At 65.6% G+C, this 22,342-nt stretch carries 23 protein-coding genes; 14 read left to right on the top strand and 9 right to left on the bottom strand.

The window, feature by feature from the left end; genetic code table 11:
- The first annotated feature begins 159 nt into the window (after positions 1-159).
- From phnH to OCK01_RS13075, 14 genes are all read left to right on the top strand, one after another.
- The gene (phnH, locus tag OCK01_RS13140) at positions 160-786 is read left to right on the top strand and encodes a phosphonate C-P lyase system protein PhnH (RefSeq protein WP_263824304.1); all 627 of its coding nucleotides are present in this window, start codon (positions 160-162) and stop codon (positions 784-786) included.
- Positions 786-1,892 (top strand): carbon-phosphorus lyase complex subunit PhnI, encoded by a 1,107-nt coding sequence (locus OCK01_RS13135; RefSeq protein WP_263824303.1) that lies wholly within the window; start codon positions 786-788, stop codon positions 1,890-1,892. The genes phnH and OCK01_RS13135 overlap by 1 nt, the downstream gene beginning before the upstream one ends.
- Positions 1,889-2,308 (top strand): FosX/FosE/FosI family fosfomycin resistance hydrolase, encoded by a 420-nt coding sequence (gene fosX / locus OCK01_RS13130; RefSeq protein ID WP_263824302.1) that lies wholly within the window; start codon positions 1,889-1,891, stop codon positions 2,306-2,308. The genes OCK01_RS13135 and fosX overlap by 4 nt, the downstream gene beginning before the upstream one ends.
- The gene (locus tag OCK01_RS13125) at positions 2,305-3,183 is read left to right on the top strand and encodes an alpha-D-ribose 1-methylphosphonate 5-phosphate C-P-lyase PhnJ (RefSeq protein ID WP_263824301.1); all 879 of its coding nucleotides are present in this window, start codon (positions 2,305-2,307) and stop codon (positions 3,181-3,183) included. The genes fosX and OCK01_RS13125 overlap by 4 nt, the downstream gene beginning before the upstream one ends.
- Before the next feature lie 229 nt (positions 3,184-3,412).
- A complete protein-coding gene (gene phnK, locus OCK01_RS13120) occupies positions 3,413-4,189 on the top strand; it encodes a phosphonate C-P lyase system protein PhnK (protein WP_182827062.1) in 777 nt (258 codons plus the stop codon).
- A 1-nt stretch (position 4,190) separates the two neighbouring features.
- The gene (gene phnL / locus OCK01_RS13115; protein ID WP_263824300.1) at positions 4,191-4,895 is read left to right on the top strand and encodes a phosphonate C-P lyase system protein PhnL; all 705 of its coding nucleotides are present in this window, start codon (positions 4,191-4,193) and stop codon (positions 4,893-4,895) included.
- Positions 4,892-5,512, top strand: coding sequence for a DapH/DapD/GlmU-related protein (locus OCK01_RS13110; protein ID WP_263824299.1), 621 nt, complete (start codon positions 4,892-4,894; stop codon positions 5,510-5,512). The genes phnL and OCK01_RS13110 overlap by 4 nt, the downstream gene beginning before the upstream one ends.
- A 135-nt stretch (positions 5,513-5,647) precedes the next feature.
- On the top strand, positions 5,648-6,472 hold the full coding sequence (gene phnC / locus OCK01_RS13105) for a phosphonate ABC transporter ATP-binding protein (RefSeq protein ID WP_263824298.1): 825 nt from the start codon (positions 5,648-5,650) through the stop codon (positions 6,470-6,472).
- An 81-nt stretch (positions 6,473-6,553) separates the two neighbouring features.
- Complete coding sequence (phnD, locus tag OCK01_RS13100; protein ID WP_263824297.1) at positions 6,554-7,459, top strand: phosphonate ABC transporter substrate-binding protein; 906 nt, start codon at positions 6,554-6,556, stop codon at positions 7,457-7,459.
- A gap of 107 nt (positions 7,460-7,566) precedes the next feature.
- Positions 7,567-8,529 carry a phosphonate ABC transporter, permease protein PhnE gene (gene phnE, locus OCK01_RS13095; RefSeq protein ID WP_263824296.1) on the top strand — a complete coding sequence of 321 codons (963 nt, stop codon included), beginning with the start codon at positions 7,567-7,569 and terminating at the stop codon, positions 8,527-8,529.
- Positions 8,530-8,540: 11 nt separating this feature from the next.
- The gene (phnE, locus tag OCK01_RS13090; RefSeq protein ID WP_263824295.1) at positions 8,541-10,109 is read left to right on the top strand and encodes a phosphonate ABC transporter, permease protein PhnE; all 1,569 of its coding nucleotides are present in this window, start codon (positions 8,541-8,543) and stop codon (positions 10,107-10,109) included.
- Positions 10,106-11,245, top strand: a complete 1,140-nt coding sequence (locus OCK01_RS13085) for an alpha-D-ribose 1-methylphosphonate 5-triphosphate diphosphatase (RefSeq protein ID WP_263824294.1) — start codon at positions 10,106-10,108, stop codon at positions 11,243-11,245. Before phnE (OCK01_RS13090) ends, OCK01_RS13085 begins: the two co-directional genes overlap by 4 nt.
- The gene (gene phnN, locus OCK01_RS13080; RefSeq protein ID WP_263824293.1) at positions 11,245-11,814 is read left to right on the top strand and encodes a phosphonate metabolism protein/1,5-bisphosphokinase (PRPP-forming) PhnN; all 570 of its coding nucleotides are present in this window, start codon (positions 11,245-11,247) and stop codon (positions 11,812-11,814) included. Before OCK01_RS13085 ends, phnN begins: the two co-directional genes overlap by 1 nt.
- Positions 11,815-12,155: 341 nt before the next feature.
- On the top strand, positions 12,156-12,437 hold the full coding sequence (locus tag OCK01_RS13075) for a helix-turn-helix domain-containing protein (RefSeq protein WP_263824292.1): 282 nt from the start codon (positions 12,156-12,158) through the stop codon (positions 12,435-12,437).
- Positions 12,438-12,443: 6 nt separating this feature from the next.
- Here the strand turns inward: OCK01_RS13075 and OCK01_RS13070 are convergent, their stop codons facing one another.
- The 9 genes from OCK01_RS13070 to OCK01_RS13030 all read right to left on the bottom strand — a co-directional run bounded on the left by OCK01_RS13070 (position 12,444) and on the right by OCK01_RS13030 (position 22,282).
- Positions 12,444-13,058 carry a DUF4166 domain-containing protein gene (locus tag OCK01_RS13070; protein ID WP_263824291.1) on the bottom strand — a complete coding sequence of 205 codons (615 nt, stop codon included), beginning with the start codon at positions 13,056-13,058 and terminating at the stop codon, positions 12,444-12,446.
- Positions 13,058-13,453 carry a DUF393 domain-containing protein gene (locus OCK01_RS13065; protein ID WP_263824290.1) on the bottom strand — a complete coding sequence of 132 codons (396 nt, stop codon included), beginning with the start codon at positions 13,451-13,453 and terminating at the stop codon, positions 13,058-13,060. The genes OCK01_RS13070 and OCK01_RS13065 overlap by 1 nt, the downstream gene beginning before the upstream one ends.
- A gap of 110 nt (positions 13,454-13,563) precedes the next feature.
- Positions 13,564-14,415 carry a calcium-binding protein gene (locus OCK01_RS13060; protein WP_263824289.1) on the bottom strand — a complete coding sequence of 284 codons (852 nt, stop codon included), beginning with the start codon at positions 14,413-14,415 and terminating at the stop codon, positions 13,564-13,566.
- 109 nt (positions 14,416-14,524) lie between these two features.
- Positions 14,525-15,418 carry a metal ABC transporter substrate-binding protein gene (locus tag OCK01_RS13055; protein ID WP_263824288.1) on the bottom strand — a complete coding sequence of 298 codons (894 nt, stop codon included), beginning with the start codon at positions 15,416-15,418 and terminating at the stop codon, positions 14,525-14,527.
- Positions 15,419-15,459: 41 nt separating this feature from the next.
- Positions 15,460-16,332, bottom strand: a complete 873-nt coding sequence (locus OCK01_RS13050; RefSeq protein ID WP_263824287.1) for a metal ABC transporter permease — start codon at positions 16,330-16,332, stop codon at positions 15,460-15,462.
- Positions 16,329-17,075, bottom strand: a complete 747-nt coding sequence (locus OCK01_RS13045; RefSeq protein ID WP_263824286.1) for a metal ABC transporter ATP-binding protein — start codon at positions 17,073-17,075, stop codon at positions 16,329-16,331. Before OCK01_RS13045 ends, OCK01_RS13050 begins: the two co-directional genes overlap by 4 nt.
- A complete protein-coding gene (locus OCK01_RS13040) occupies positions 17,072-17,197 on the bottom strand; it encodes a hypothetical protein (RefSeq protein ID WP_263824285.1) in 126 nt (41 codons plus the stop codon). Before OCK01_RS13040 ends, OCK01_RS13045 begins: the two co-directional genes overlap by 4 nt.
- Before the next feature lie 370 nt (positions 17,198-17,567).
- The gene (locus OCK01_RS13035; protein WP_263824284.1) at positions 17,568-21,026 is read right to left on the bottom strand and encodes an AAA family ATPase; all 3,459 of its coding nucleotides are present in this window, start codon (positions 21,024-21,026) and stop codon (positions 17,568-17,570) included.
- Positions 21,026-22,282: a metallophosphoesterase family protein gene (locus OCK01_RS13030; RefSeq protein WP_263824283.1), complete on the bottom strand. Its 1,257-nt coding sequence runs from the start codon at positions 22,280-22,282 to the stop codon at positions 21,026-21,028. Before OCK01_RS13030 ends, OCK01_RS13035 begins: the two co-directional genes overlap by 1 nt.
- Between the last annotated feature and the right edge of the window lie 60 nt (positions 22,283-22,342).

Here is a 22,342-nt window from a genome sequence, read left to right as displayed (position 1 = left end):
CTTCCGCAGCATCAGACAGCGACTGTGCCGCAATGTCGAACCTATCGAGAGGTCGGGGCATCGCCGCAGTTCGATGTCCCCCCTTGAGGGGGAGATGTCCGGCAGGACAGAGGGGGGTGGCCGCAAGCGCTCCGCATCACATTTTCACGGAGCATGCGCATGACCGCCACAGACACCTACACAGGCGCCTTTTCCGACCCCGTGCTCGAGGCGCAATTGGCGTTTCGCGTGGTGATGGACGCGATGGCGCGGCCCGGGACGATCGGCTGGATCGAGGGCGACGCCCGCGGGCCGAAGCCGATGGGACGGGCGCAGAGCGCGATCGCGCTGACGCTGTTCGATCAGGATACGCCTGTTCATCTCTCCCCTGCGCTGGCCAAGGCCGGCGCAGCAGCCTGGTTGGGCTTCCAGACCGGCGCCGCCGTCACCGACATCAAGAGCGAGGCGCGGTTCGCTCTGATCGAAGCCGGGGCGCTGTTTCCGGCGCTCGCCTCTTTCGGTCGCGGCAGCCAGGATTATCCCGATCGCTCGACGACCGTGATCGTCGAGCTGGAGGCGCTGGAAGGCGGCGAGGAACTGACGCTGGCGGGACCGGGCATCCGCGACCGCATCACCATTTCGCCCAAGGGGCTGCCGGGGCTGTTTCCAGCGCTCTGGGCCGAGAACCATGCGCTCTATCCGCGCGGCGTCGACCTGATCCTGACGGCGGGCCGCGCCTGCCTGTGCCTGCCGCGATCGGCGCGCATCCTCGCCGCCACGCCTGAACTGACCGGGGAGAAAGCCTGATGTATGTCGCCGTCAAGGGCGGGGAAGCCGCCATCGCCAATGCCCATCGCCTGCTCGCCGACCGCCGCCGCGGCGACCGCAGCCTGCCGGGTCTGACGCTCGAGCAGATCACTGCCCAGCTCGGCCTCGCCGTCGACCGGGTGATGGCCGAGGCCTCGCTTTACGACCGGACGTTGGCCGCGCTCGCCATCCGCCAGTCGCGCGGCGACATGATCGAGGCGATCTTCCTGCTCAGGGCCTATCGCACCACGCTGCCGCGCTTCGCCTCCTCCGTCCCGGTCGACACCGGCGCGATGAAGATCGAGCGACGGGTGTCGGCGACCTATAAGGACCTGCCGGGCGGACAGTTGCTCGGCCCGACTTTCGATTACACCCATCGCCTGCTCGATCCCTCGCTCGCGAGGGACGACGCGGTCGAGGCGCCGGCGCGGCGCGAGGCGTCGCCCGAACGGGTGATGCGCGTCTCCGACATTCTCGACGGCGAAGGGCTGATCGAGGGCGACGGCGATCTCGGCCCCGATCATGTCGCGGGCGACATCACCCGCGAGCCGCTGGAATTTCCGCTCGCCCGCGATCTTCGCCTGCAGGCTCTGGCGCGCGGCGACGAGGGTTTTCTGCTGGCGCTCGCTTATTCCACCCAGCGCGGCTACGCCCGCACCCATCCCTTTGTCGGCGAGATCCGCATCGGGCTGGTGGATGTCGAGATCGAGCTGCCGGAACTCGGCTTTTCCGTCTCGCTCGGCCGCATCCGCGTCACCGAATGCCAGATGGTCAACCAGTTCAAGGGCTCCGCCAAGCAGCCGCCGCAATTCACCCGCGGCTACGGCCTCGTCTTCGGCCAGTCCGAGCGCAAGGCCATGGCGATGTCGCTGGTCGACCGGGCGCTTAGGGCCCAGGAATTCGGCGAGGATGTGGTCGCCCCCGCCCAGGATGAGGAATTCGTGATCTCCCATTCCGACAATGTCCAGGCGACGGGCTTCGTCGAACACCTGAAGCTGCCGCATTACGTGGACTTCCAGGCCGAACTGGGCCTCGTGCGCCAGATGCGCGCGGAATACGAGGCCCGCTCTCAGGACCAGAACGAGATGATGGAGGCCGCGCAATGATCGAGGGCCTGTCCCATATCACGCTGATCGTGCGCGATCCCGACGACATGGCCGATATCCTCAAGACCGTGTTCGACGCCGAGGAAATCTATGACAGCGGGGCGCAGCAATTCTCGTTGTCGCGGGAAAAGTTCTTCCTCATCGGCGGCGTCTGGGTGGCCGTGATGCAGGGCGAGGCGCTCGGTGAGCGCAGCTACAATCACATCGCCTTCAAGATCCCCGACGCCGCGTTCGACGTCTATGTCGAACGCATCGCCTCGCTCGGTCTCGATATGCGCCCGCCGCGGCCGCGCATTCCGGGCGAAGGCCGGTCGATCTATTTTTACGACCGGGACAACCACCTGTTCGAACTTCATACCGGCACGCTCCAAGAGCGGCTCGCGCAGTACGCCCAGCAAGGAAAGGCCGCGCAATGACGCCCGATATCGCCACTTACAACTTCGCCTATCTCGACGAGCAGACCAAGCGGATGATCCGCCGGGCGATCCTCAAGGCCATCGCGATACCCGGCTATCAGGTTCCCTTCGCCTCCCGCGAAATGCCGATGCCTTACGGCTGGGGCACGGGCGGCGTGCAGGTGACGGCGGCGATCATCGGGCCGGAGGATCGGCTCAAGGTCATCGACCAGGGCGCCGACGACACCACCAACGCCGTCTCCATCCGCGCCTTCTTCGAGAAAGTCGCGCGGGTCGCTGTGACGACGAAGACGCGCGAGGCCACCATCATCCAGACGCGCCACCGCATTCCCGAGGAGACGCTGCAACAGGGCCAGATCCTCGTCTATCAGGTGCCGATCCCGGAACCTCTGCGCTTTCTCGAACCGCGCGAGACCGAGACGCGGATGATGCATGCGCTGGAAGAATACGGCCTCATGCATGTGAAGCTCTATGAGGACATCGCCCGCAACGGCCATATCGCCACGACCTATGCCTATCCGGTGAAAGTGGCGGGACGTTATGTGATGGACCCCTCGCCCATTCCGAAATTCGACAATCCGAAGATCGACAATTCCGAGGCGCTGCAGCTGTTCGGCGCCGGGCGCGAAAAGCGCATCTATGCGGTGCCGCCCTACACCCAGGCGACCAGCCTCGATTTCGAAGATCATCCGTTCGAGATCCAGCGGTTTGAAAAGCCCTGCGCGCTGTGCGGCTGCACGACCTCCTATCTCGACGAGGTGATCCTGGATGATCGCGGCGGCCGGATGTTCGTCTGCTCCGACACCGATTTCTGCGAGGACCGACGTGCGCAGGGGCATGTTGGGGATCAGAGTGAGTTGGAGGCGGCGGAATGAGGGGCTTTTTCAAAGTCGCGCCGTCGAACGGGACGCCAATTCCCCCTCTGGCCTGCCGGCCATCTCCCCCACAAGGGGGGAGAAGACTCGCGGCTTCCTCCTGCCTCGCTTGGGCCGCAGCGCAGCGGCAGGTTAAGCCCCTCCCCCTCGTGGGGAGGGGTTGGGGCGGGGTCTTTTCTCCCCTCGCAATTGCCGCCGCCGCAGCGATCAAGACATCAGGAGCCCAGCCATGACCGACCTTCCTCTCCTCAAAGTGCATGGCCTGTCGAAATTCTATGGCGGCCGTATCGGGTGTTTCGACGTCAATTTCGATCTCTGGCCTGGTGAAGTGCTGGCGATCGTCGGCGAATCCGGCTCCGGCAAGACGACGTTGCTCAATTGCGTCTCCACAAGGCTGTCGGCGCAGGCGGGATCTGTCGAATACCGGATGCGCGACGGGCAGTTTCGCAATCTCGCCGATATGGGCGAGGCCGAGCGCCGGTTCCTGATGCGGACCGATTGGGGCTTCGTGCATCAGAACCCGGCCGACGGCCTCAGGATGACGGTATCCGCCGGCGCCAATGTCGGCGAGCGGTTGATGGCGATCGGCGACAGGCATTACGGCCATATCCGCGACACCGCCTTCGACTGGCTGAGCCGCGTGGAAATCGGCGCCGATCGCATCGACGACCAGCCGCGCGCCTTTTCGGGCGGCATGCGGCAGCGGCTGCAGATCGCCCGCAATCTGGTGACGGCGCCGCGGCTCGTCTTCATGGATGAGCCGACCGGCGGGCTGGACGTGTCGGTGCAGGCGCGGCTGCTGGATCTCATTCGCGGGCTCGTGTCCGATCTCGGTCTCGCCGTCATCATCGTCACCCATGATCTGGCGGTGGCGCGGCTCTTGTCGCATCGGATGATGGTGATGAAGGATGGCCGCGTCATCGAACACGGGCTGACCGACCGGGTGCTGGATGATCCGCGCCAGCCCTATACCCAGCTTCTCGTCTCCTCGATCCTGCAGGTGTGACATGACCACTCCCCTCGTCGTCCACGAGGTTCGCAAGAGCTTCACAATGCATCTGCGCGGCGGGCTGGAGCTGCCCGTCGTCAATGACGTGCATTTCTCGCTGAAATCGGGGCAATGCGCGGTGCTCGGCGGCCCCTCCGGCGTCGGCAAATCGTCGATCCTGAAGATGCTCTATGGCAATTACGGCGTCGATTTCGGCCAGATCCTGATCGCCCATAAAGGCCGCACCGTCGATCTCGCCACGGCCAGCCCGCGCGAGATCCTCGACATCCGCCGCCATACGCTCGGCTATGTCAGCCAGTTCCTGCGCGCCGTGCCGCGCGTTGCGGCGATCGACGTGGTGGCCGAACCGCTCGTCTCGCTCGGCGAAAGCCATGCGGCGGCGCGCGACAAGGCCGCCGAACTGCTGGCGAAACTCAACCTGCCGGAAGCGCTGTGGAGCCTGCCGCCCGCCACCTTCTCGGGCGGCGAACAGCAGCGCGTCAACATCGCCCGCGGCTTCATCACCGATCATCCGATCCTGCTGCTCGACGAGCCGACGGCGTCGCTGGACGCGACCAATCGCGCCGTCGTCGTGGAGATGATCCGCGCCAAGAAGGCCGAGGGCGCAGCCCTGCTGGGCATCTTCCACGACGAGGACGTGCGGGCCGAAGTGGCCGACCAGATCATCGACGTCTCGCATTTCTCCGCCCGAAAGGCCGCATGATGACCAAGCTGTCTGTTGAACCTCTGATCCATCCGACGGCCGACGTCCAGGACAGCCGGCTCGGTCGCTATACCGAGATCGGCGAGAACTGCCGGATCTCCGAACTCGACATGGACGACTATTCCTATATCGAGCGCGGCGGCCAGGTGTGGTGCGCCACCATCGGCAAATTCGCCAATATCGCCGCCTCCGTGCGCATCAACGCCACCAATCATCCGACCTGGCGGCCGACGCTGCATCATTTCACCTATCGCGCCGGCGACTACTGGCCGGATGCCGAGGACGAGACCGAGTTTTTCGAATGGCGGCGGGGAAACCGCGTCGTGATCGGCCACGACGTGTGGCTCGGCCATGGCGTGACTGTGCTGCCGGGCGTGACCATCGGCAACGGCGCCGTGGTCGGCGCGGGCGCGGTGGTCAGCCGCGACGTCGCGCCCTACACGATCGTCGGCGGCGTGCCGGCTAGGCTGATCCGCGAACGCTTCGACCGCATCGTGGCGGAAAAATACGAGCGTCTGGCCTGGTGGGACTGGGACCACGACCGGTTGCGCAATGCGCTCGATGATTTCAGATCCATGACAGCCGAAGAATTCCTGGCCCGCCACGCCGGCGTCTGATCGACCCCAAGCGCCTGAAACTCTCGGGCCCGCAGATGTCAGAAAACTGTCATCGCACTGACATTCAACAGTCAAGCAGCGGGCCTAGAGAAGGGGAAGATCTTAAAAAATCATAAAATGGGAAAGGCTGGCCGCATGTTCGAATTCAGGCATGTCACCAAGCAGTTTGGCGCAAAGACGGCGGTGCGTGACGTGACGCTCGACATACCGAGCGGGCAGATGGTGGGCATTATCGGCCGCTCCGGCGCCGGCAAATCCACCTTCATCCGGATGATCAACCGGCTCGGGCCGGTGAGCTCGGGAGCCATCCGCTTCGGCGGCCAGGAAGTTTCCAGCCTCCGCGGCGAGGCGTTGCGCCGCTGGCAGCGCGATTGCGCGATGATCTTCCAGCAGTTCAACCTGGTGCCGCGGCTCGACGTGCTGACCAATGTGCTGCTCGGCCGGCTGAACCATCGCTCGACGGTCATGTCGGTGCTCGGCCTGTTCTCCCGCGAAGAGCGGATCATGGCGATCGCCGCGCTCGAACGTCTCGGCATCGAACAGACGGCGCTGCAGCCCGCCGGCACGCTGTCGGGCGGCCAGCAGCAGCGCGTCGCCATCGCCCGCGCCCTGATGCAGGAGCCGAAAGTGCTGCTTGCCGACGAGCCGATCGCCTCGCTCGACCCCTTGAACGCGAAGATCGTCATGGACGCGCTGCGCGACATCAACGAGCAGGACGGCATCACCGTGATCACCAATCTGCACACGCTGGATACGGCGCGGCACTATTGCGAACGCATCATCGGCATGGCCGACGGCGCCGTGGTGTTCGACGGTCCGCCGGAGGCGCTGACGCCCGAGGCCGTCAAACAGATCTACAACACCGAGGACGGCATCGACGAAAGCATGACCTCGACCGCCATTTCCAGACCCGCCCGTCATGAACGCTCGCTCGAGCCCATCGCGCTCGCCGGCGTCTGAGGCGACACCAGTTCGCCCGCCCGCGTCAAAGGCAAAAACCGCATCAACAGAGCCGGATGATCCGGCTGAGGGAGACCATCAATGTTCAAGAAAGTCCTGTTCGCGTCCGTCGCGCTCCTGACCGTGGCCACCGGCGCCATGGCCGAAGACCTCAAGGAATTCCGCATCGGCATCCTCGGCGGCGAAAACGAAGCCGACCGCCTGAAGAGCTATCAGTGCATGGTCGAAAAGCTCCCCTCCGTGCTCGGCGTCGAAAAAGTGTCGCTGTTCCCGGCCGCCGATTATGACGGCGTCGTGCAGGGCCTGCTCGGCGGCACGCTCGATTACGCCGAACTCGGCGCTTCCGGCTACGCCAAGATCTACCTCGCCAACGCCAAGGCCGTCGAGCCGATCCTGACCACCGTGCAGACCGACGGTTCGATGGGCTATCACTCGGTGCTCGTCGCCCGCAAGGACAAGGGCTACAAGACCATTGAGGACCTCAAGGGCAAGAAGCTCGGCTTCGCCGATCCGGACTCTACCTCTGGCTACCTCGTTCCGAACGTGACGCTGCCGGAAGCGCTCGGCATGCCGGTCAAGGAATTCTTCGCCTCCACCGGCTTTGGCGGCGGCCATGAAAACCTCGTTCTCGAAGTGCTCAAGGGCAATTTCGACGCCGGCACGACCTGGGCTTCGGGCGTGGGCGAATTCAAGGACGGCTACACCTCGGGCAACCTGCGCAAGATGGTCGACAAGGGCATCCTGAACATGGACGACCTGGTGCAGCTGTGGGAATCGCCCTTGATCCCGAACGGCCCGATCGTCGTCCGCACCTCAATGAACCAGGACATGAAGGCCAAGTTCAAGGACTTCATGATGAACCTGCCGAAGTCCGACCCGGCCTGCTTCTCCGCCATCCAGGGCGGCGACTTCAAGAGCTACACCGAAGTCAATGTCGACTTCTACAAGCCGATCATCGACGCCCGCAAGGCCGTCATCGGCGGCTGATTCAAGCCTGATCCGCGCCGGTGGCCCCTAAGTCCACCGGCGCATTCTTTTCTGACGACGGCCGCAGATGAACAGCGGGCGTAAACGACATGCGGGAACAGGCGGACATGGCCCTCAGCAACACCCACCCGGTTCTGTCCGACAGCGGACGGCTCGTCGAACAGCATTGGCGCGATCTCGCCGCCCGCCGCCGGCTCTATACGTTCATCGGGCTTGCCGCTTTTCTGATCGCGATGAGCGGCTCGCTGTGGTTCGCCAACGAGACCAATTCCGGCAAATTCTTCGACCGCCTGCCCTATTTCTTCGATTTCCTGCACGAGCTTCAGCCGCGCGATCCTTTCGAGATCATCCGCGCGCTGTTCGACCTGCCCTCGCCCTATGACGACGGCAGCCTGAAATACAATTATCCCGAAGGCCGCTATTACCTGACTGAAAGCCTGTATCTGCCGGAATATATCTACAAGATGATCGAGACGATCAACATCGCGCTGATCTCGACCGTGATCGGCGTGGTGTTCGGCTTCATGCTGGCCTTTCTCGCCGCCAAGAACATGATGCCCAATCCGTGGATCCGGGCGCTGGCGCGGCGCTATATGGAAATCCTGCGCGCCTTTCCCGAAGTGGTGATCGCCGGCTTCTTCCTCGCCATCCTCTCGCTCGGTCCGGTGCCCGCCATCATCGCGGTCAGCCTGCACACGATCGGCGCGCTCGGCAAACTGTTCTATGAGGTGATCGAGAACGCCGATATGAAACCCGACGAAGGCCTGCGCGCGGTGGGCGCCAACTGGTTCGAGCGGGTGCGCTTCGCCATGCTCCCGCAGGTGCTGCCGAACTTCATGAGCTATTTTCTGCTCAGGCTGGAGATCAATGTCCGCGCCTCGACCATCATCGGCGCGGTCGGCGGCGGCGGCATCGGTGAACTCTTGCGCCTGTCGATCAGCCAGAGCCATGCGGCGAAGACGATCGCCATCGTCGGCCTGCTTCTGGTGACGATCATCGCCGTCGACCAGTTCTCCGCCTGGCTGCGCAAGCGGCTGGTGGGCGAACAGGCCTTCACCCCGATCGGCTGAGGAGAGTGACCATGACCCGCATCGCCCGCCCCGACATGGACGCCATCGTCGCCCGCCACCCGGAGATCTTCCAGCGCAGCGCCTGGCAGCGGTTCCGAGGCCCTGTTTTCACCGGCCTGTTCCTGCTCTATCTCGTCTTCTGCGGCTGGTTCTTCCATATCGGCGCGGTGTTGTCCGGCGCCAATTGGGGCATTGCCGGCGCCTATCTCGCCGACTGGGTGTCCTATGAAAGCCGGCCCGACATCGAGATCGGCAAGGACGGCAAATTGCGCGTGGTGTTCAACCGCGCCGACCCCGCTGGCATGAACGATCCTCGCCCAGACTGGCTGGTCGCAGATTTCAGCAGCCAATCCAAGGCCGCCCCCGAGGCGCAAGCGGCGTCCGACGCCTCCATCGCGCCGCAGAAGAAATCGACGATCAGTTTCATGGCGCCGCCGAAGGCGGCGGAACCTGCGGCTGCAACCGATGCCGCGGCGGCAACGGACGAAACCGAGCAAGTGGCGAGCAAGGTCACCGTCAACTTCTCCGCCTCGACCTCGATCGAAACCACGCCCGACCGCGTGCTGGTGAAACGCGGCTCCGAAACGCTGACCGTGCTTCTGGATGGGTCCGGCGAAACGCGGCTGACCGAGCCCATGCCCGCCTGGGCCGAACAGCGGTCGCCGGGCGGCAAGATCACCGTGTCGCTGGGCCTATCCGGTTGGGCCGATATCGAGGACGACCGGGTGCGCATCCGCAACCGCTTCTTCGGCTGGCCGAACTTCTTCTTCGACACCAATTCCGCCTTTTTCGGCAAGAGCTTCGGCCAAGTCACGAGCCTGATCGCATCAGGCCCCGAGCTGAAGCCCGGAACCAGCAATCTCTCGCTGGCGCTGAACGATTTTCTCTACAATCCGTCCTGGCAGCATCTCGATGTCTGGGTCAAGCTGATGCAGACCATCGTGATGGCCTTCGTCGGCACGGTGCTGGCGACGCTGATCGCCTTTCCACTGTCCTTCCTCGCCGCCCGCAACATTACCGGCAACCGGCTGACCAACCAGCTGATCAAGCGCTTCTTCGACTTCCAGCGTTCGGTCGACATGCTGATCTGGGCGCTGTTCTTCACCCGCGCTTTTGGTCCCGGACCGCTGGCCGGCATGTCGGCGATCTTCTTCACCGACACCGGCACGCTCGGCAAGCTCTATGCCGAGGCGCTGGAAAATGTCGACCAGAAGCAGCCCGAAGGCGTGCGCTCGGTGGGCGCCTCGCCGATGGCCGTCAACCGCTTCGGCGTGCTGCCGCAGGTGATGCCGGTGTTTCTCAGCCAGGCGCTGTATTTCTGGGAATCCAACACGCGCTCGGCCACCATTCTCGGCGCGGTCGGCGCCGGCGGCATCGGGCTGAAATTGTGGGAGGCCATGCGCACCAACAGCGACTGGGAAAATGTCGCCTATATGGTCATTCTCATCCTTATTGTCGTCTTTGTCTTCGACCACATATCCAACACGCTGCGCTCGCGCTTGATCGGGTCGACCAGTTCGACCATCATCCTGCCGCTTCCCGGCGCGCCCGCCTCTCCAAAGAAAGCAGTCTCCGCATGACCGAAGAGCTCATCATCCGCAACGCCCGCATCGTCCTCGAAGACGAGATCGTCACCGGTTCGCTCGTCGCACGCAACGGCGTGATCACCGACATCGACACCGGGCCGACGACGACAGGCGAGGATTTCGAGGGCGACTTCCTGATCCCCGGGCTGGTGGAGCTGCATACCGACCATCTCGAAAGCCATTATTCGCCCCGGCCCGGCGTGCGCTGGCAGATGGTCTCGGCCATCCAGGCGCATGATGCGCAGGTCGCCTCCTCCGGCATCACCACCGTGTTCGACTGCCTGCGGATGGGCTCGGACGAGGATGGCGGCTTTGCGCCGGGCGAAATGCGCGAGATGGCCGATGCGCTGAAGCGCGCCCAGGAAGAGGGCCGGCTGCGCGCCGACCACCTCATCCATCTGCGCTGCGAAGTCTCGGCCGCCGACGTGCTCGACCATTTCGACAATTTCACCGACGTCGCCGAAGTCCGGCTGGCGTCACTGATGGACCATGCGCCGGGGCAGCGGCAGTTCCAGACCATGGATCAGTACACGCTCTACTACAAGACCAAGCGCGGCCTTTCCGACGAAGCCTTCGCCCAGTTCGTGGCGCGCCGGCAGGAGGCCTCCGCGCTTTACGCCGACAAGCATCGCCGGGCGATCGTCGACCATTGCCATCAGCGCGGCGTCACCGTGGCCTCGCATGACGACGCGACGCTCGACCATGTCGAGGAAGCCAAGGGCTTCGGCGTCAAGCTGGCGGAATTTCCGACCAGCCTCGACGCCGCCAAGGCCTCGCATGAAGCCGGCATGAGCGTGCTGATGGGAGCGCCCAACATCGTGCGCGGCAAATCGCATTCCGGCAATATCGCCGCCCGCGATCTCGCAGGTCACGGCGTGCTCGACGTGCTCTCCTCCGACTATGTGCCGCTCAGCCTGATCCACGCGCCCTTCGTGCTGGCCGACGAGGACAACGGCATGGATCTCTCCCAGGCGATCCGCATGGTGACGACGACGCCGGCCAAGACCGTCGGCCTCGACGATCGCGGCCGCATCGCCTCGGGCCTGCGCGCCGATCTCGTGCGCATCCGCCGCGACCACGGCGTGCCGGTGGTGCGCTCGGTGTGGCGACAGGGACGACGGGTGGCGTGATGGATCTGGCGATCAAGCCCGCGCTGTCGACCCGGGGCCGGCTGGTGGTGATCGTCGGTCCCTCGGGGGCCGGCAAGGACACGCTGATCGACTATGCTCGAAACGCGCTCGCCGACCGGCCGGATTTCGGCGTGGTGCAGCGGGTGATCACCCGGCCAGAGGAGGCTGGCGGCGAAGCCCATTCCGCCTGCGGCCTCGACGATTTCGCCCGCTTGAAAGCCGAGGGCGCCTTCTGCGTCGACTGGGGCGCGCATGGCCTGTGCTACGGCGTGCCGGCCTCGCTAAAGCAGGTGATCGCCTCGGGCGCTGTGCGGCTCGTCAACGGTTCGCGCCGGGCGCTGCCTTTGTTTCGCGCAGCCTTCGGCCATGTCGAGACCGTGCTGGTGACGGCGGCGCCCGAGGTGCTGGCCCGACGGCTGGCGGCGCGCGGCCGCGAAAGCCTCGAGGAGATCAAGGCCCGGCTGGCGCGGCAGGTGGAGGACCGGCCGGAGGATTACGACCTGGTGATTTCCAATGACGGCGCGGTGGAAGAGGCCGGGGAGCGGCTGGCGGCGTTTCTGAGGGGGTGAGCTGAGGAGCTGCTCTTCAGCTACAGCTCTCTGAAGACCCGATGATTGACAGCGATGGTCGGTAGGGCCATCTTTCCAATATAAACGTGGTCCGCAAGCGTCAGGATCCATCGCCCGCCGAGGCTTATCAAGAAGCAGGGCTTTGACACGGTCGCGAAGCGGTAAAGGCGCTCGGCGCTAGACGGCAGGGTTCGCTCCTGCCATCCGCGTTTGAATGTCTACGACTGATACTGCTTTTCCAACTGAGGGCGCGAACTCAGGGTGTTTGCATCCCTATTCACCTTGAGTTCCGCTTCGGCAGATCGGGTTGGCTACGGCGACCTCGTAAAGGAGATCAGGCCATGACCCATCAGGCATTCACCAATGTTTGGGACGCGATCGAGGACAGCCCGTCCGAAGCCGAAAATATGAAGCTGCGGGCAAAGCTGATGATGGCGCTTGAGACGCATATCCACGCCAAAGGCTGGACGCAATCCGAGGCGGCCGGACGGCTGGGCGTCAGCCAGCCGCGCATCTCCGATCTGCTGCGCGGCAAGATCTCGCTGTTCGCGCTCGATACGCTCGTCAACATGGCCGTCGCTGCCGGATTGAAGATCGAGATCACCGTGACCGAAGCGGCGTGAGCCCTGTCACTCCACACGCTCCACCCGCGCCACCGTAAACTCGCCGCGATAGCTGTAGATCTCCCCGAACCAGGGATGCAGCACGCGCATCTTCATCCGAAACCGATCCTCGTCGATCGCCTCCTCCTCGGCCTCGACCCGACCGAACAGATGGTCGAACGGCAAGGGAAGCAGGCGGCCGAACAGCGGCAGGAGATAGCCGCGATGGCTTATGGCGATGCGGGCGCCGTCCAAGCGGTAGCTGGCGCGCCAGGCGAAGCCGGCCGGCATATATTCCACCATCTCGTCGCTGAAATAGGGCGTGAGCCGCGAGCGGAAGCGGTGCGTGCGGCCATCGGGCCGCAGGAAGGAGCGGTCGAAATCGCAGGCTTCGGCGCCCGCCTCCCCGCTGAAGCGGATGACGACGGGAATGTTCTCCCCTGTAAACGGCGCGAGCGTGCGCGAGAGTTTGATAAGCGGGGCGAGTTTCTCGAACCAGGGCGCCATAGTGATGGTCAGCGCGCCCTTGAGCAGCACGAGATCGCGGGAGCCGGCGCGCGGCGCATAGCGTCTGCGCAGGACGGGCGGCAGAGACGCCCAGTCCGGGCCGAACACCGTTTCGAACAGGGACCGGCTTTCCATCAGCGACCGCCGAGATTGTCGATCTTGCCCGCGCCGAGCAGGCGGATCAGAAGATTGCGGACGCCGCGCATGGCGGGATAGGTAAAGCGCGCCAGCGCCGGCGAGCGGAACAGAAAGGCGTTCATGCGATTGAACCAGCCGTGTTCGGAGCCGATCAGCCCCATCAGCGTCAGCGCCTCCGCGCCGTGATAGAGACGATCGCCATAGGCGAGCACCATGCCCTCGTCGAGGTCGAGCCCGGCTTGATTGATCCTCGCCATCAGCGGGTGGTCGCGCTCCACGCGGGCGTCGACGAGATTCAGATGTCCGACCGACTGGCGGATGCGCAACGCCTGCGCCGCCACCCGGCAGAGCGGACATTCGCCGTCATAGACGAACCAGACATCGCCTTGCATGACGCACTCCCCCTATTCCCTCCGTCACCGGTAACAGACGGGCAGGACGGGCGCAAAAGGTCAAAGTGGCGCAGGTTCCAAGACGCGAAACGTGGACTGCGAAAAGTTCGTCAAAAGAGGACGTCGTCGCGGCCGATCTCCCGGATGGAGACGCCGAGCAGCGTCGCATGCTCGCCATTGCCGACATCGATGATCACCGCCTCGCCCTTCTGGGTCATATGGTGGTCGACGAGGTCCCTGTAGTCGCGGATGGCGGCGATGCGCGAAACGTCGAGAAGATCGTGCTCTCCCTTCCTGTCGCCGAAATCCGTGACCGTGTCCGAACTGAACCGATCGAACACGAAGGTGTCGTCGCCCGCCCCACCGGTCAGCCGGTCGTCGCCCTTGCCGCCGACGAGCACGTCGTCGCTGCCGGAGCCGTTGAGGACGTCGCGGCCAGCCCTGCCGTTCATGCGGTCGCCGAGCGCGGTGCCGGAGACGGTGTTGTCCCTGTCGTTCAGCGCCCTGTCGAAGGTGGTGTTGAGCTGGATCTTGAAGGTGATGAAGATGTAGCTGTGGCGGCTGGTCGCGAGCCCGCCGAGATCGATGTAGAGCGCGTCCTCGCCCGTCGTCTGCTTGCTCGCGCCATAGGCATGGGTGAGCTTGATGTCCTTCTCGTTCAATCCGTGGATATTGGTGTTGAGCGTGAAGCCGGCGATGCGTTCGAGCGCGCCATATTTGTCGGCGAACATCGGGCCGTTGAACACCTGTTCGGACCAGACGGCTTCGGCCTTGAAATCGATGAAGAATCCCTTCTCGTAGAGATCGATCTGGAAGAGCGTCGCGCTCTTGCCGATTTCGACGTCGTCTCCCACGGTGACGTCGCCGCTATAGAGGGAGTTCTTGTCGAGATCGCCTTCATAGCTCGTATATTTGTTGGGATGCAAATAGGCGTAATAGAGTTTGCGGCCGTTCCAGCTCATATGATGCCTCGTGATTTCGGGCGACGCGCCGAATCATCAAAACCTCATATGGCGCGGGAAAGCTTTCGCGGAGCGGGTGACGCGGGCGCCGGGCCCGCGTCGGCTTTGATCAGCTGTTCTTGCCCATGGCCGTGGCGAGGAGATCGACATTGTAGCGGAACATCGCCTCATAGGTCGGCGCGGCGCCGTCCTTGTCCGAGAGTGATTCCACATAGAGTTCGCCGCCGGCGCTGGCGCCCGTCGCCTTGGCGATCTGCTTGACGAGGCGCGGATCGTTGGAATTTTCGAAGAAATAGGTCTTCACATGCTCGGCCTTGATCTGCTTGATCAGTCTGGCGACATCGCCGGCCGAGGCCTCCGTTTCGGTGGAGACCCCGATCGGGGCGAGGAACCGCACCTTGTATTGGCGGCCGAAATAGCCGAAGGCGTCATGGCTGGTCAGCACTTTGCGCGCGCTTTCCGGGATCTTGTCGATGCGGGAATGGGCGTAGGCGTCCATGGCGTCGAGCTTGTCGAGATAGGCGCGGGCATTGGCCTTGTAGGCCTCGGCGTCGGCGGGGTCGGCCTTGATCAGCGCCGCCTCGATATTCTTCACCCAGACTTTGACGTTGACCGGGCTGTTCCAGACATGCGGATCGGTGACGGTCTGGCCGTCTTCCTCCATCTTGCGCGTTTTGACGCCTTGGGAGACGGTGACCGGCTTGCCCTGATAACCCGAAGCGGCGATCAACCTGTCCATCCACCCTTCCAGCCCCTCTCCCGAAACGAAGACCACCTTGGCGGATTTCAGCGCCTTGGCGTCGGTGGGCGACGGTTCGAATTCATGGGGATCGCCATTGGGGCCGACAAGGCTTTTGACCGTGACATGGTCGCCGCCGACCTGTTTGGCGATATCGGCGAGCACGGTGAAGGAGGCGACGACGGGGATCTCATCGGCAAAGGCCGGGGCGGCGAAAGCGAGGATCACAGGCAGGGCCGAGGCGTAGAGCAGGGTTTTCTTCATGGCAGGCTTCCTTTCGGGATGATCGGGCGTGACGCCGGGCGTCAGCCCTCGAGATGCGGACGGGGAAAGAGTTTCGGCAGCCAGCCCGAGGGGGCGACGGCCAGCGAGACGACGAAGAACAGCGCCGCCGCCATGATGATGGTCGGGCCGGAGGCGAGTTCGAGATGATAGGAGGCGATGAGGCCGAGATAGCTGGCCGCCGCCGCCGACGCCGCCGAGATCAGCATCATCGCCGGCAGGCGATCGGTCCAGAGACGGGCGATGGCCGCCGGAAGCATCATCAGTCCCACCGCCATCAGCGTGCCCAAAGCCTGGAAACTGGCGACCAGATTGAGCGCGACCAGAAACAGGAACAGCGCGTGATGGATGGGTCCGCGCCCGCCAACGGCGCGCAGGAAGCCGGGATCGAAACATTCCGCCACCAGCGGCCGGTAGATGACGGCGAGCGCCAGAAGCGTGAAGGAGGCGATGGCCGCGATCTGGGTCAAGGCTTCGGCGTCGATGGCGAGGATCGTGCCGAACAGCACATGCAGGAGATCGATGTTGGAGCCCTTGAGCGAGACGATCAGCACGCCGAGCGCCAGGGACGCCAGATAGAAGCTCGCGAAACTCGCATCTTCGGGGAGCGTTTTGCCGCGGCTAACGAGACCCGCGAGCAACGCCACGGAAAGACCCGCGACGAGGCCGCCGAGGCTCATGGCCGAGACCGACAGCGTGCCCGCCGCGAGATAACCGATCGCCGCGCCCGGCAGCACCGCATGGCTCATGGCGTCGCCCATCAGGCTCATGCGCCGGAGCATCAGGAACACGCCGATGGGGCCTGAGCCGACGGCGAGGCACAGCGAGGCGACCAGCGCCCGGCGCATGAAACCGAAATCGGCGAAGGGCGCGATGAGGAGATCGTAAGCCGTCATGCCGCGATCTCCGGGCGGACGCAGACGCCCGCCGTCTCGTCCCAGCTTTCCGACATGGCCCGGGCTTTCAGGAGATTGTCCGGCGACAGTGCCGTCTGCGTCGGACCCCAGGCCACCTGTTCACGGGCGATCAGCAGCGTCTCGGGGAAATGCGTGCGGATCTGCTCGACGTCATGCAGCACCGCCACCACCGTGCGGCCCTCGCCATGCCAGCCGGCGACGAGCGCCAGCAGATCGGCTGTGGTGCGGGCGTCGATGGCGGTGAAAGGCTCGTCGAGCAGAATGACAGGCGCATCCTGCAGCAGCAGCCGGGCAAAAAGCGCCCGCTGGAACTGACCGGCCGACAATTGGCCGATCGGCCGGCGATCGAAGCCCGTCAGCCCGACGGCGGCCAGCGCCTCGCCGGCCTTGACGAGATCGGCGCGCGACATGCGCCCGAAGGCGCCGACGCGGCCCCAGGCGCCGAGCATCACCGTTTCGATCACCGAAATCGGAAAGCGCCGGTCGATCTCGGCGGCTTGCGGCAGATAGCCGAAATCATGCTTCGACAGCCGATGCTCGATGCGCCCCTCGACCGGCCTTATCTCGCCCATCAGCGCCTTGAGCAGCGTCGATTTCCCCGCCCCGTTCGGCCCGGCGATGGCGGTGAGACTGCCTGAGGCGAACTCGCCCGAGACATGATGCACCGCCGGATGCCTGCGATAGGCCAGCGTGAGATTGGACATGCGGATAGCCGCGCTCATGGCAGCGCCACCGCCCAGACCACGGCCGCCCAGAGCCCGGCAATGACCACCAGCGCGAAGGCGACGCGCAGGAGAGAGGACTGGCCGAGAAGGCCGGGGGAAAAGGGAAAATTGCGCCGCATCGGGTTTCCGAAAGTTAATGTAATAACATTACATTATGTGGCGATACAATAGTGGCCGAATGTTGGCAAGGGGGGAGTGTGTGGAGGACTGGTCGTTTGAGGGTTTTGTCGTAGACTTCGCATCTTAAGGGGTGCCTGGGGTTACCCCCCTCTGTCCTGCCGGACATCTCCCCCTCAAGGGGGGAGATTGGCTGGGAGCTCGATCCTCGCCCAGTCATGGACGTCGAGAGTTGGGGAAGCCCGCGCCACATCCAATCTCCCCCCTTGAGGGGGAGATGGTCGGCAGACCAGAGGGGGGTGGCCGCAATTTCTGCGTTATCGACCCCTGCCCCTACTCCCCGTGGACGCCTTTGCAGCGTCCCCGGCCCCCTCACAACTCATGCACCCTCACGCCCGGACATACCTGCATGGCCATGTCGCGGATATGCTGGTGGTGGGTGAGGTAGATGACCTGGCCGGAGCGGGCCATGGCGGAGAGTTGGGTGAGCGCTTCTTCGGCGCGCATGTCGTCGAAGCTTTCCATGATGTCGTCGGCGATGAAGGGCGCGGGCGGGCGGGCGGCGGCGTATTCGCCGTAGCCGGCGATGCGCAGCGCCAGATAGAGCTGATATTGCGCGCCCTTGGAGAGATCGCCCGCCTGTTTGGAGCCGCCGTCGGCGGAGAGCGCGATCAGCGTTTCCTGCTGGCCGTCGCGCTGGGCGGCGAGGCCGCGATAGGCGCCGCGGGTGAGTTGCGCAAAAGCGTCGGAGGCGCGGGCCATCATCGAGGAGCGGTGGCGGTCGCGATAGAGCCTCAGCGCCTGTTCGGCGGCGAGCGCGCCGAGCCGGAGTTCGAGCGTGCGGCGCGCACCCTCCTCGATGTCGAGCAGCACCGTGCGGCGGGCGGAGACCAGCCGGGCGACGCGGTCGTCGCCGTCGATTTCCTGGAGCCGGGCTTCCGCCGCACTGGCGGCGGCGTAGAGGCGCTGGGTTTCGAGATCGAGCCCTTCGGCGGCGGGCCTGGTTTCTTCGATCTCGGCGAGCAGCGCGTCGCGGTCGAGGCCTGTCAGTTCCTGTTCTGCCGCGGCGATATCGGGGGCTGCGAGACTGTCGCGGAGATCGCCGGCAAGATCGGCGATGGCGCGGTCGAGCTCCGCGCCGCGCCGGATGAGCGTCAGCGCCGCTTCGACGCCATCCAGGCCTTCCACGCCGAAATGCTCGGCGAGACGGGCGGTTTCGGCTGCGAGCGCGTCGCGGGCCGCCTCGATTTCGGCTCGTTCCTCGGTGAGCTTGACCAGACGGGCTTCAGTATCGCGGCGACGGGCGGCATCCTCGCGGGCGTCGCGCAGGCGGCGCTCCACATCGCGATGGATCTGCAAGGGCGATTGCGTGTCGTCGAAACCATAGTCGTTGGCGAGGCTGCGCATGGCGTCGCTGAAGAGATCGATGTCGCGGTTCATCTTGTCGATGCGATCGGCGGTGACGGCGCGAGCGGAGAGCGCGCTGTCGAGCGCCTGCAGCTGGTCGATCAGTTCACCGGCGACCGAAGGCGTCGGGGGCTCATGCCCCTCACCCGCTTCCATCAGCCAGGAGCCGGCCAGCGCTTCGCGCCAGGCGGCGCCCCATGCGGCGAGTTCAGCCTTGGCTTCGGCTTCGGCTTTACGGCGACGGAGGAGATCGGCCTCGCGGGCGGCGTAGGCGTCGGTCAGCGCGGCGCGGCGGGTTTCTGTGTCAAGAAATCGGCGGCCGGTGAAGGTCAACGCATCGAGCTCGGCGGAGGCGTCAACGCGCAGACCGCAGGCGGCGAGCGCTTCGGCCAGCCGCTCGCGGGCGGCCTCAAAGGCGGCGACCACTTCGTCGCGGGCGCGCTCGCCGTCGTCGAGGGCGGTGAGCGCTTCGAGCGCAGCGTCGGCGTCCTGTCGCCAGGCTTCGAGGCGGGCGATCTCGGGCTCAACGCCCGGAGCGATCTCTTCGACATAGACGGCGAAGGCGTCGCGGAGCGCGGCGAGCGCTTGCGCGGCGTCGTCGCGCTGGCGCGACAGCGTCTCGGTCTGGGCGTCCAGACGGGCGAGCGACTGGTCGAGACCGGCCAAACGGGCGGCTTCGGCGGCCTGGGTCATGCGGCGGGCGCGATAGGCGTCATCCGTGTCGAGCGCGGCGCGGAAAGCCTCGGCGGTCTCCAGGGAGAGGCTGGCGCGATGGACCGACCAGGCGGCCTCGCGGGCGGCGCGGGCGTCGGTGAGCACGGCGTCGGAGACGACGCCCTGCTGATCGGCGAGCGCCGCGCGTTCGGCGAGCAGACCGGCGCGTTCCGGCAGGAGACGGCGAAGATCGGCCTCGAGGCCTGATAGCGTCTTGTCCGCCTCGTCGAGGCGTTTGCGCCAGTCGGCGAGTTCGCGCACGGGCGGCAGGCGGAGATCGGTGAGATCGTCGCGGCGGCCGCGCCAGGGGCGCAGCGCGGCGAGCCGGCGGTCGAACTGGAGTTTGGCGGCCTCGACATCGCGCTCCAGCCGCTGGATGCGACCCGAGAGATCGACGCCCCGGCTTTCGGCGAGGCAATCGGAGAGCCAGGCGAGCGCGGCGGCGTCCGCCCCTGCCCCGGCCTCGCGGTCGATGGCTTCCTGGGCGGCGTCCAAGGCCTCATTGGCGGCGCGGGCCTCGCGGATGGCGGCGGCCCGGCGCTCCGTGAGCGGGCCATGCGCCTTGATCAGCGGCCTGATCGCGCCGAGACGGGCGGCGGGCAGCAGCAGCCGCGCCGGATCCTCTTCGTCGGACCGACCGAGACGGGCGAGGCTGTCGGCGACGCGGCGGTCGGCGTCGCGCAATTCGCCTTCGCGTCGCGGCAGATCCTGCGCTTCGGCGCGGGCGCGGGCGGCGAGATCGGCCAGCCCCTCGAACCGGCTTTCGGCATTCAGAATGGGATCGACGGGCTGCTCGTCCTCGCCGCCCGCAAGCGCCTGCTGCTCGCGGATCAGCCGCGCAAGCGCCGTCTCGGTTTCAAGCGCGCGGCGGCGCAGGGAGGCGACATCGCGGTCCCAGCCCTCGGGCGGCGCGGGCGGCAGGGAGAGTGCGGCGCGCTCCATGCGCAGCGCGGCGAGACGGGCGGCCTGGGGCAGCGCGCTCAGCCGCTTCTCAGCGCGGTCGAGCCTGACCCGGAGCGCGGCGCGGTCGCGATTGGCGGTCACATAGGCCGAGCGGGCGCGGTCGCGCTCGGCAGACAGACGGCTATGTTCCGTGGCGGCGATGTCGATGCGGTCGCGTTCGGCCTTCAACTCCTCCAGCCGCCGCTTGAGTTCGGCGAGTTCGGTCTTGGAGGCGCGGGGTTTGTGGAAGCCGTCGGTCTCCGTGCGGATCGCCTCGAGCCGTTGGGCGAGTTCCGACAGGCCGGCGCTGGCCGAAAACAGCAATTGTCCGAGATCGCCCTTGCTGTCGAGGATGGCGCGGCCGCCCTCTTCCAGCGTCGTCTCGTCGAGCGAGAACATGGTGCGATAGGCGTCGCGATCCAGCCCGCCGAGATCGCCGAGCAGCAAGTGATCGCCGACCGGCTGGTCGGCTTCATCAAGCAGGCTGGCCTGCGGTTTCTTGATGCGGGTCAACAGGCGCGGGCCGCTCGCGGTGTCCAGCCGCGCCGCGATGCGCATCGACTTGTAATCATGCAGGAAAGCGTAAGGCGAGCGCGGGTCGATGCCGTAAAGGAAATCGAGCCAGGCGGAGAACAGCGTCGACTTGCCGGCCTCATTGGGGCCATGGACGATGTGGAAATCCGGACGATTGTCGGGCCTGTCGCCGAAATCGAGGCTGCGATCGGTGAATTTGCCGTAGCGAATGAGATCGAGCGTGCGGATGCGCATCAGGCCTCTCCTGCCTCGCGCAGCCGCGCCAGGACAGTGTCGACGCCGTCGCGGGCGAGCGCATCCAGCCTCTGGGCGAATTCCGCCTCGTCCTGGCCGAACAATCCGCGCAATTCCGGCGGCAGGCCCTTGATGAGTTCGTTGGCGGCCTCTGTGGCGAGGTCGCGGAAGGCGGGGCCTGCGAGCACGTCGGCCTCGATTAGGCCGGCGAGTTCGGCGACCGGATCGCCCGAGGTCTCGGTCTTGGTCTCCAGCGGGCGGCAGGCGCTTTCGACCTGTTCGACGAACAGGCGGCCAAGCCGGCCGGCGGTCAGCTCCGCCTCCGCCTTGACCAGATCGAGTTCGCGGCGCAGGCGCCAGGCGAGCGGCGTGGAACCGGTCAGTTTCAGCCTGACGACGCCGTGATGATCGCCCGCCGTCTGCGCCTCCAGCGCGCGCGCAATGCGGGCGACGGCGTCGGACCAATCGAAGACGCCGGCGAGATCGACTTCGACGCGGTCGAAACGGGCGCTGGCGACGCTGCGCTCTTCCACCGTGATCGCGCCGTCGTCTGCGACGGTGACGAGGCTCACGGATTTGGCGCCGGCTTCGTTGATGTCGCGGCCCTGGGGGATGCCGGGCATGACCACGGTGGCGGCGCCTGCATATTCGGCGCGCTGGTGGATATGGCCGAGCGCCCAATAGCGGAAGCCCGACGCCTGCAGTTCCGGCAGGCTGACGGGGGCATAGGGGTCATGGCTCGCCGAGCCGCCGAGGCTCGTATGCATGAGGCCGATATTGACGGCGCCCTCCACCGGCGGCTTGTAGCTGGGCAGCAGGCAATCGGGCGCGCGCGGCTCGCGGAAGCTCAGGCCATGGATGACGATGTCAGGACCAGAGGCGCGGGCGAGCGGCACAGCCTCGGCGCGGCCCCCGAACAGCTTGACGCTGTCGGGCAACACCAATTCGCGGGTGATCTTCGACAGCGCGTCATGATTGCCGCGGATGATGTAAGTGGGGATGCCGGCTTCGTGCAGGCGGCCGAGTTCGCGGGCGAGAAACAGCGCCGTCTTCATCGAGGTCTGGCCGCCGTCATAGAGATCGCCGGCGATCAGAAGCGCATCGACCTGCTCGGTCAGGCAGAGATCGACGATGCGGGTGAGCGCGGCGCGGCTGGCGGCGCCGATCACGTCTGCGAGCTCCTCGTTCTTGAGCGCCAGCGAGCGCAGCGGGGAATCGAGATGGATGTCGGCGGTGTGGACGAAGCGGAAGGGCAAGCGGGCATCCGTTGTCTGTGTGAGGCGCTAGACCATATGGACCGAGGAGAACAAAAATGC

The sequence above is a fragment of the Rhizobium sp. TRM95796 genome, assembly GCF_025779995.1.
In the GTDB taxonomy this organism is placed as follows: Bacteria; Pseudomonadota; Alphaproteobacteria; order Rhizobiales; family Rhizobiaceae; genus Rhizobium_E.
The sequence above is the reverse complement of the archived record's forward strand: the minus strand, read 5'-3'. Positions and strand labels throughout refer to the sequence as shown.

What these genes read in the sequence shown, in the direction of transcription:
- phnH (WP_263824304.1), top strand. Translation starts at nt 160, where the DNA reads ATGACCGCCACAGACACCTACACAGGCGCCTTTTCCGACCCCGTGCTC.
- OCK01_RS13135 (WP_263824303.1), top strand. Translation starts at nt 786, where the DNA reads ATGTATGTCGCCGTCAAGGGCGGGGAAGCCGCCATCGCCAATGCCCAT.
- fosX (WP_263824302.1), top strand. Translation starts at nt 1,889, where the DNA reads ATGATCGAGGGCCTGTCCCATATCACGCTGATCGTGCGCGATCCCGAC.
- OCK01_RS13125 (WP_263824301.1), top strand. Translation starts at nt 2,305, where the DNA reads ATGACGCCCGATATCGCCACTTACAACTTCGCCTATCTCGACGAGCAG.
- phnK (WP_182827062.1), top strand. Translation starts at nt 3,413, where the DNA reads ATGACCGACCTTCCTCTCCTCAAAGTGCATGGCCTGTCGAAATTCTAT.
- phnL (WP_263824300.1), top strand. Translation starts at nt 4,191, where the DNA reads ATGACCACTCCCCTCGTCGTCCACGAGGTTCGCAAGAGCTTCACAATG.
- OCK01_RS13110 (WP_263824299.1), top strand. Translation starts at nt 4,892, where the DNA reads ATGATGACCAAGCTGTCTGTTGAACCTCTGATCCATCCGACGGCCGAC.
- phnC (WP_263824298.1), top strand. Translation starts at nt 5,648, where the DNA reads ATGTTCGAATTCAGGCATGTCACCAAGCAGTTTGGCGCAAAGACGGCG.
- phnD (WP_263824297.1), top strand. Translation starts at nt 6,554, where the DNA reads ATGTTCAAGAAAGTCCTGTTCGCGTCCGTCGCGCTCCTGACCGTGGCC.
- phnE (WP_263824296.1), top strand. Translation starts at nt 7,567, where the DNA reads ATGGCCCTCAGCAACACCCACCCGGTTCTGTCCGACAGCGGACGGCTC.
- phnE (WP_263824295.1), top strand. Translation starts at nt 8,541, where the DNA reads ATGACCCGCATCGCCCGCCCCGACATGGACGCCATCGTCGCCCGCCAC.
- OCK01_RS13085 (WP_263824294.1), top strand. Translation starts at nt 10,106, where the DNA reads ATGACCGAAGAGCTCATCATCCGCAACGCCCGCATCGTCCTCGAAGAC.
- phnN (WP_263824293.1), top strand. Translation starts at nt 11,245, where the DNA reads ATGGATCTGGCGATCAAGCCCGCGCTGTCGACCCGGGGCCGGCTGGTG.
- OCK01_RS13075 (WP_263824292.1), top strand. Translation starts at nt 12,156, where the DNA reads ATGACCCATCAGGCATTCACCAATGTTTGGGACGCGATCGAGGACAGC.
- OCK01_RS13070 (WP_263824291.1), bottom strand. Translation starts at nt 13,058, where the DNA reads ATGGAAAGCCGGTCCCTGTTCGAAACGGTGTTCGGCCCGGACTGGGCG.
- OCK01_RS13065 (WP_263824290.1), bottom strand. Translation starts at nt 13,453, where the DNA reads ATGCAAGGCGATGTCTGGTTCGTCTATGACGGCGAATGTCCGCTCTGC.
- OCK01_RS13060 (WP_263824289.1), bottom strand. Translation starts at nt 14,415, where the DNA reads ATGAGCTGGAACGGCCGCAAACTCTATTACGCCTATTTGCATCCCAAC.
- OCK01_RS13055 (WP_263824288.1), bottom strand. Translation starts at nt 15,418, where the DNA reads ATGAAGAAAACCCTGCTCTACGCCTCGGCCCTGCCTGTGATCCTCGCT.
- OCK01_RS13050 (WP_263824287.1), bottom strand. Translation starts at nt 16,332, where the DNA reads ATGACGGCTTACGATCTCCTCATCGCGCCCTTCGCCGATTTCGGTTTC.
- OCK01_RS13045 (WP_263824286.1), bottom strand. Translation starts at nt 17,075, where the DNA reads ATGAGCGCGGCTATCCGCATGTCCAATCTCACGCTGGCCTATCGCAGG.
- OCK01_RS13040 (WP_263824285.1), bottom strand. Translation starts at nt 17,197, where the DNA reads ATGCGGCGCAATTTTCCCTTTTCCCCCGGCCTTCTCGGCCAGTCCTCT.
- OCK01_RS13035 (WP_263824284.1), bottom strand. Translation starts at nt 21,026, where the DNA reads ATGCGCATCCGCACGCTCGATCTCATTCGCTACGGCAAATTCACCGAT.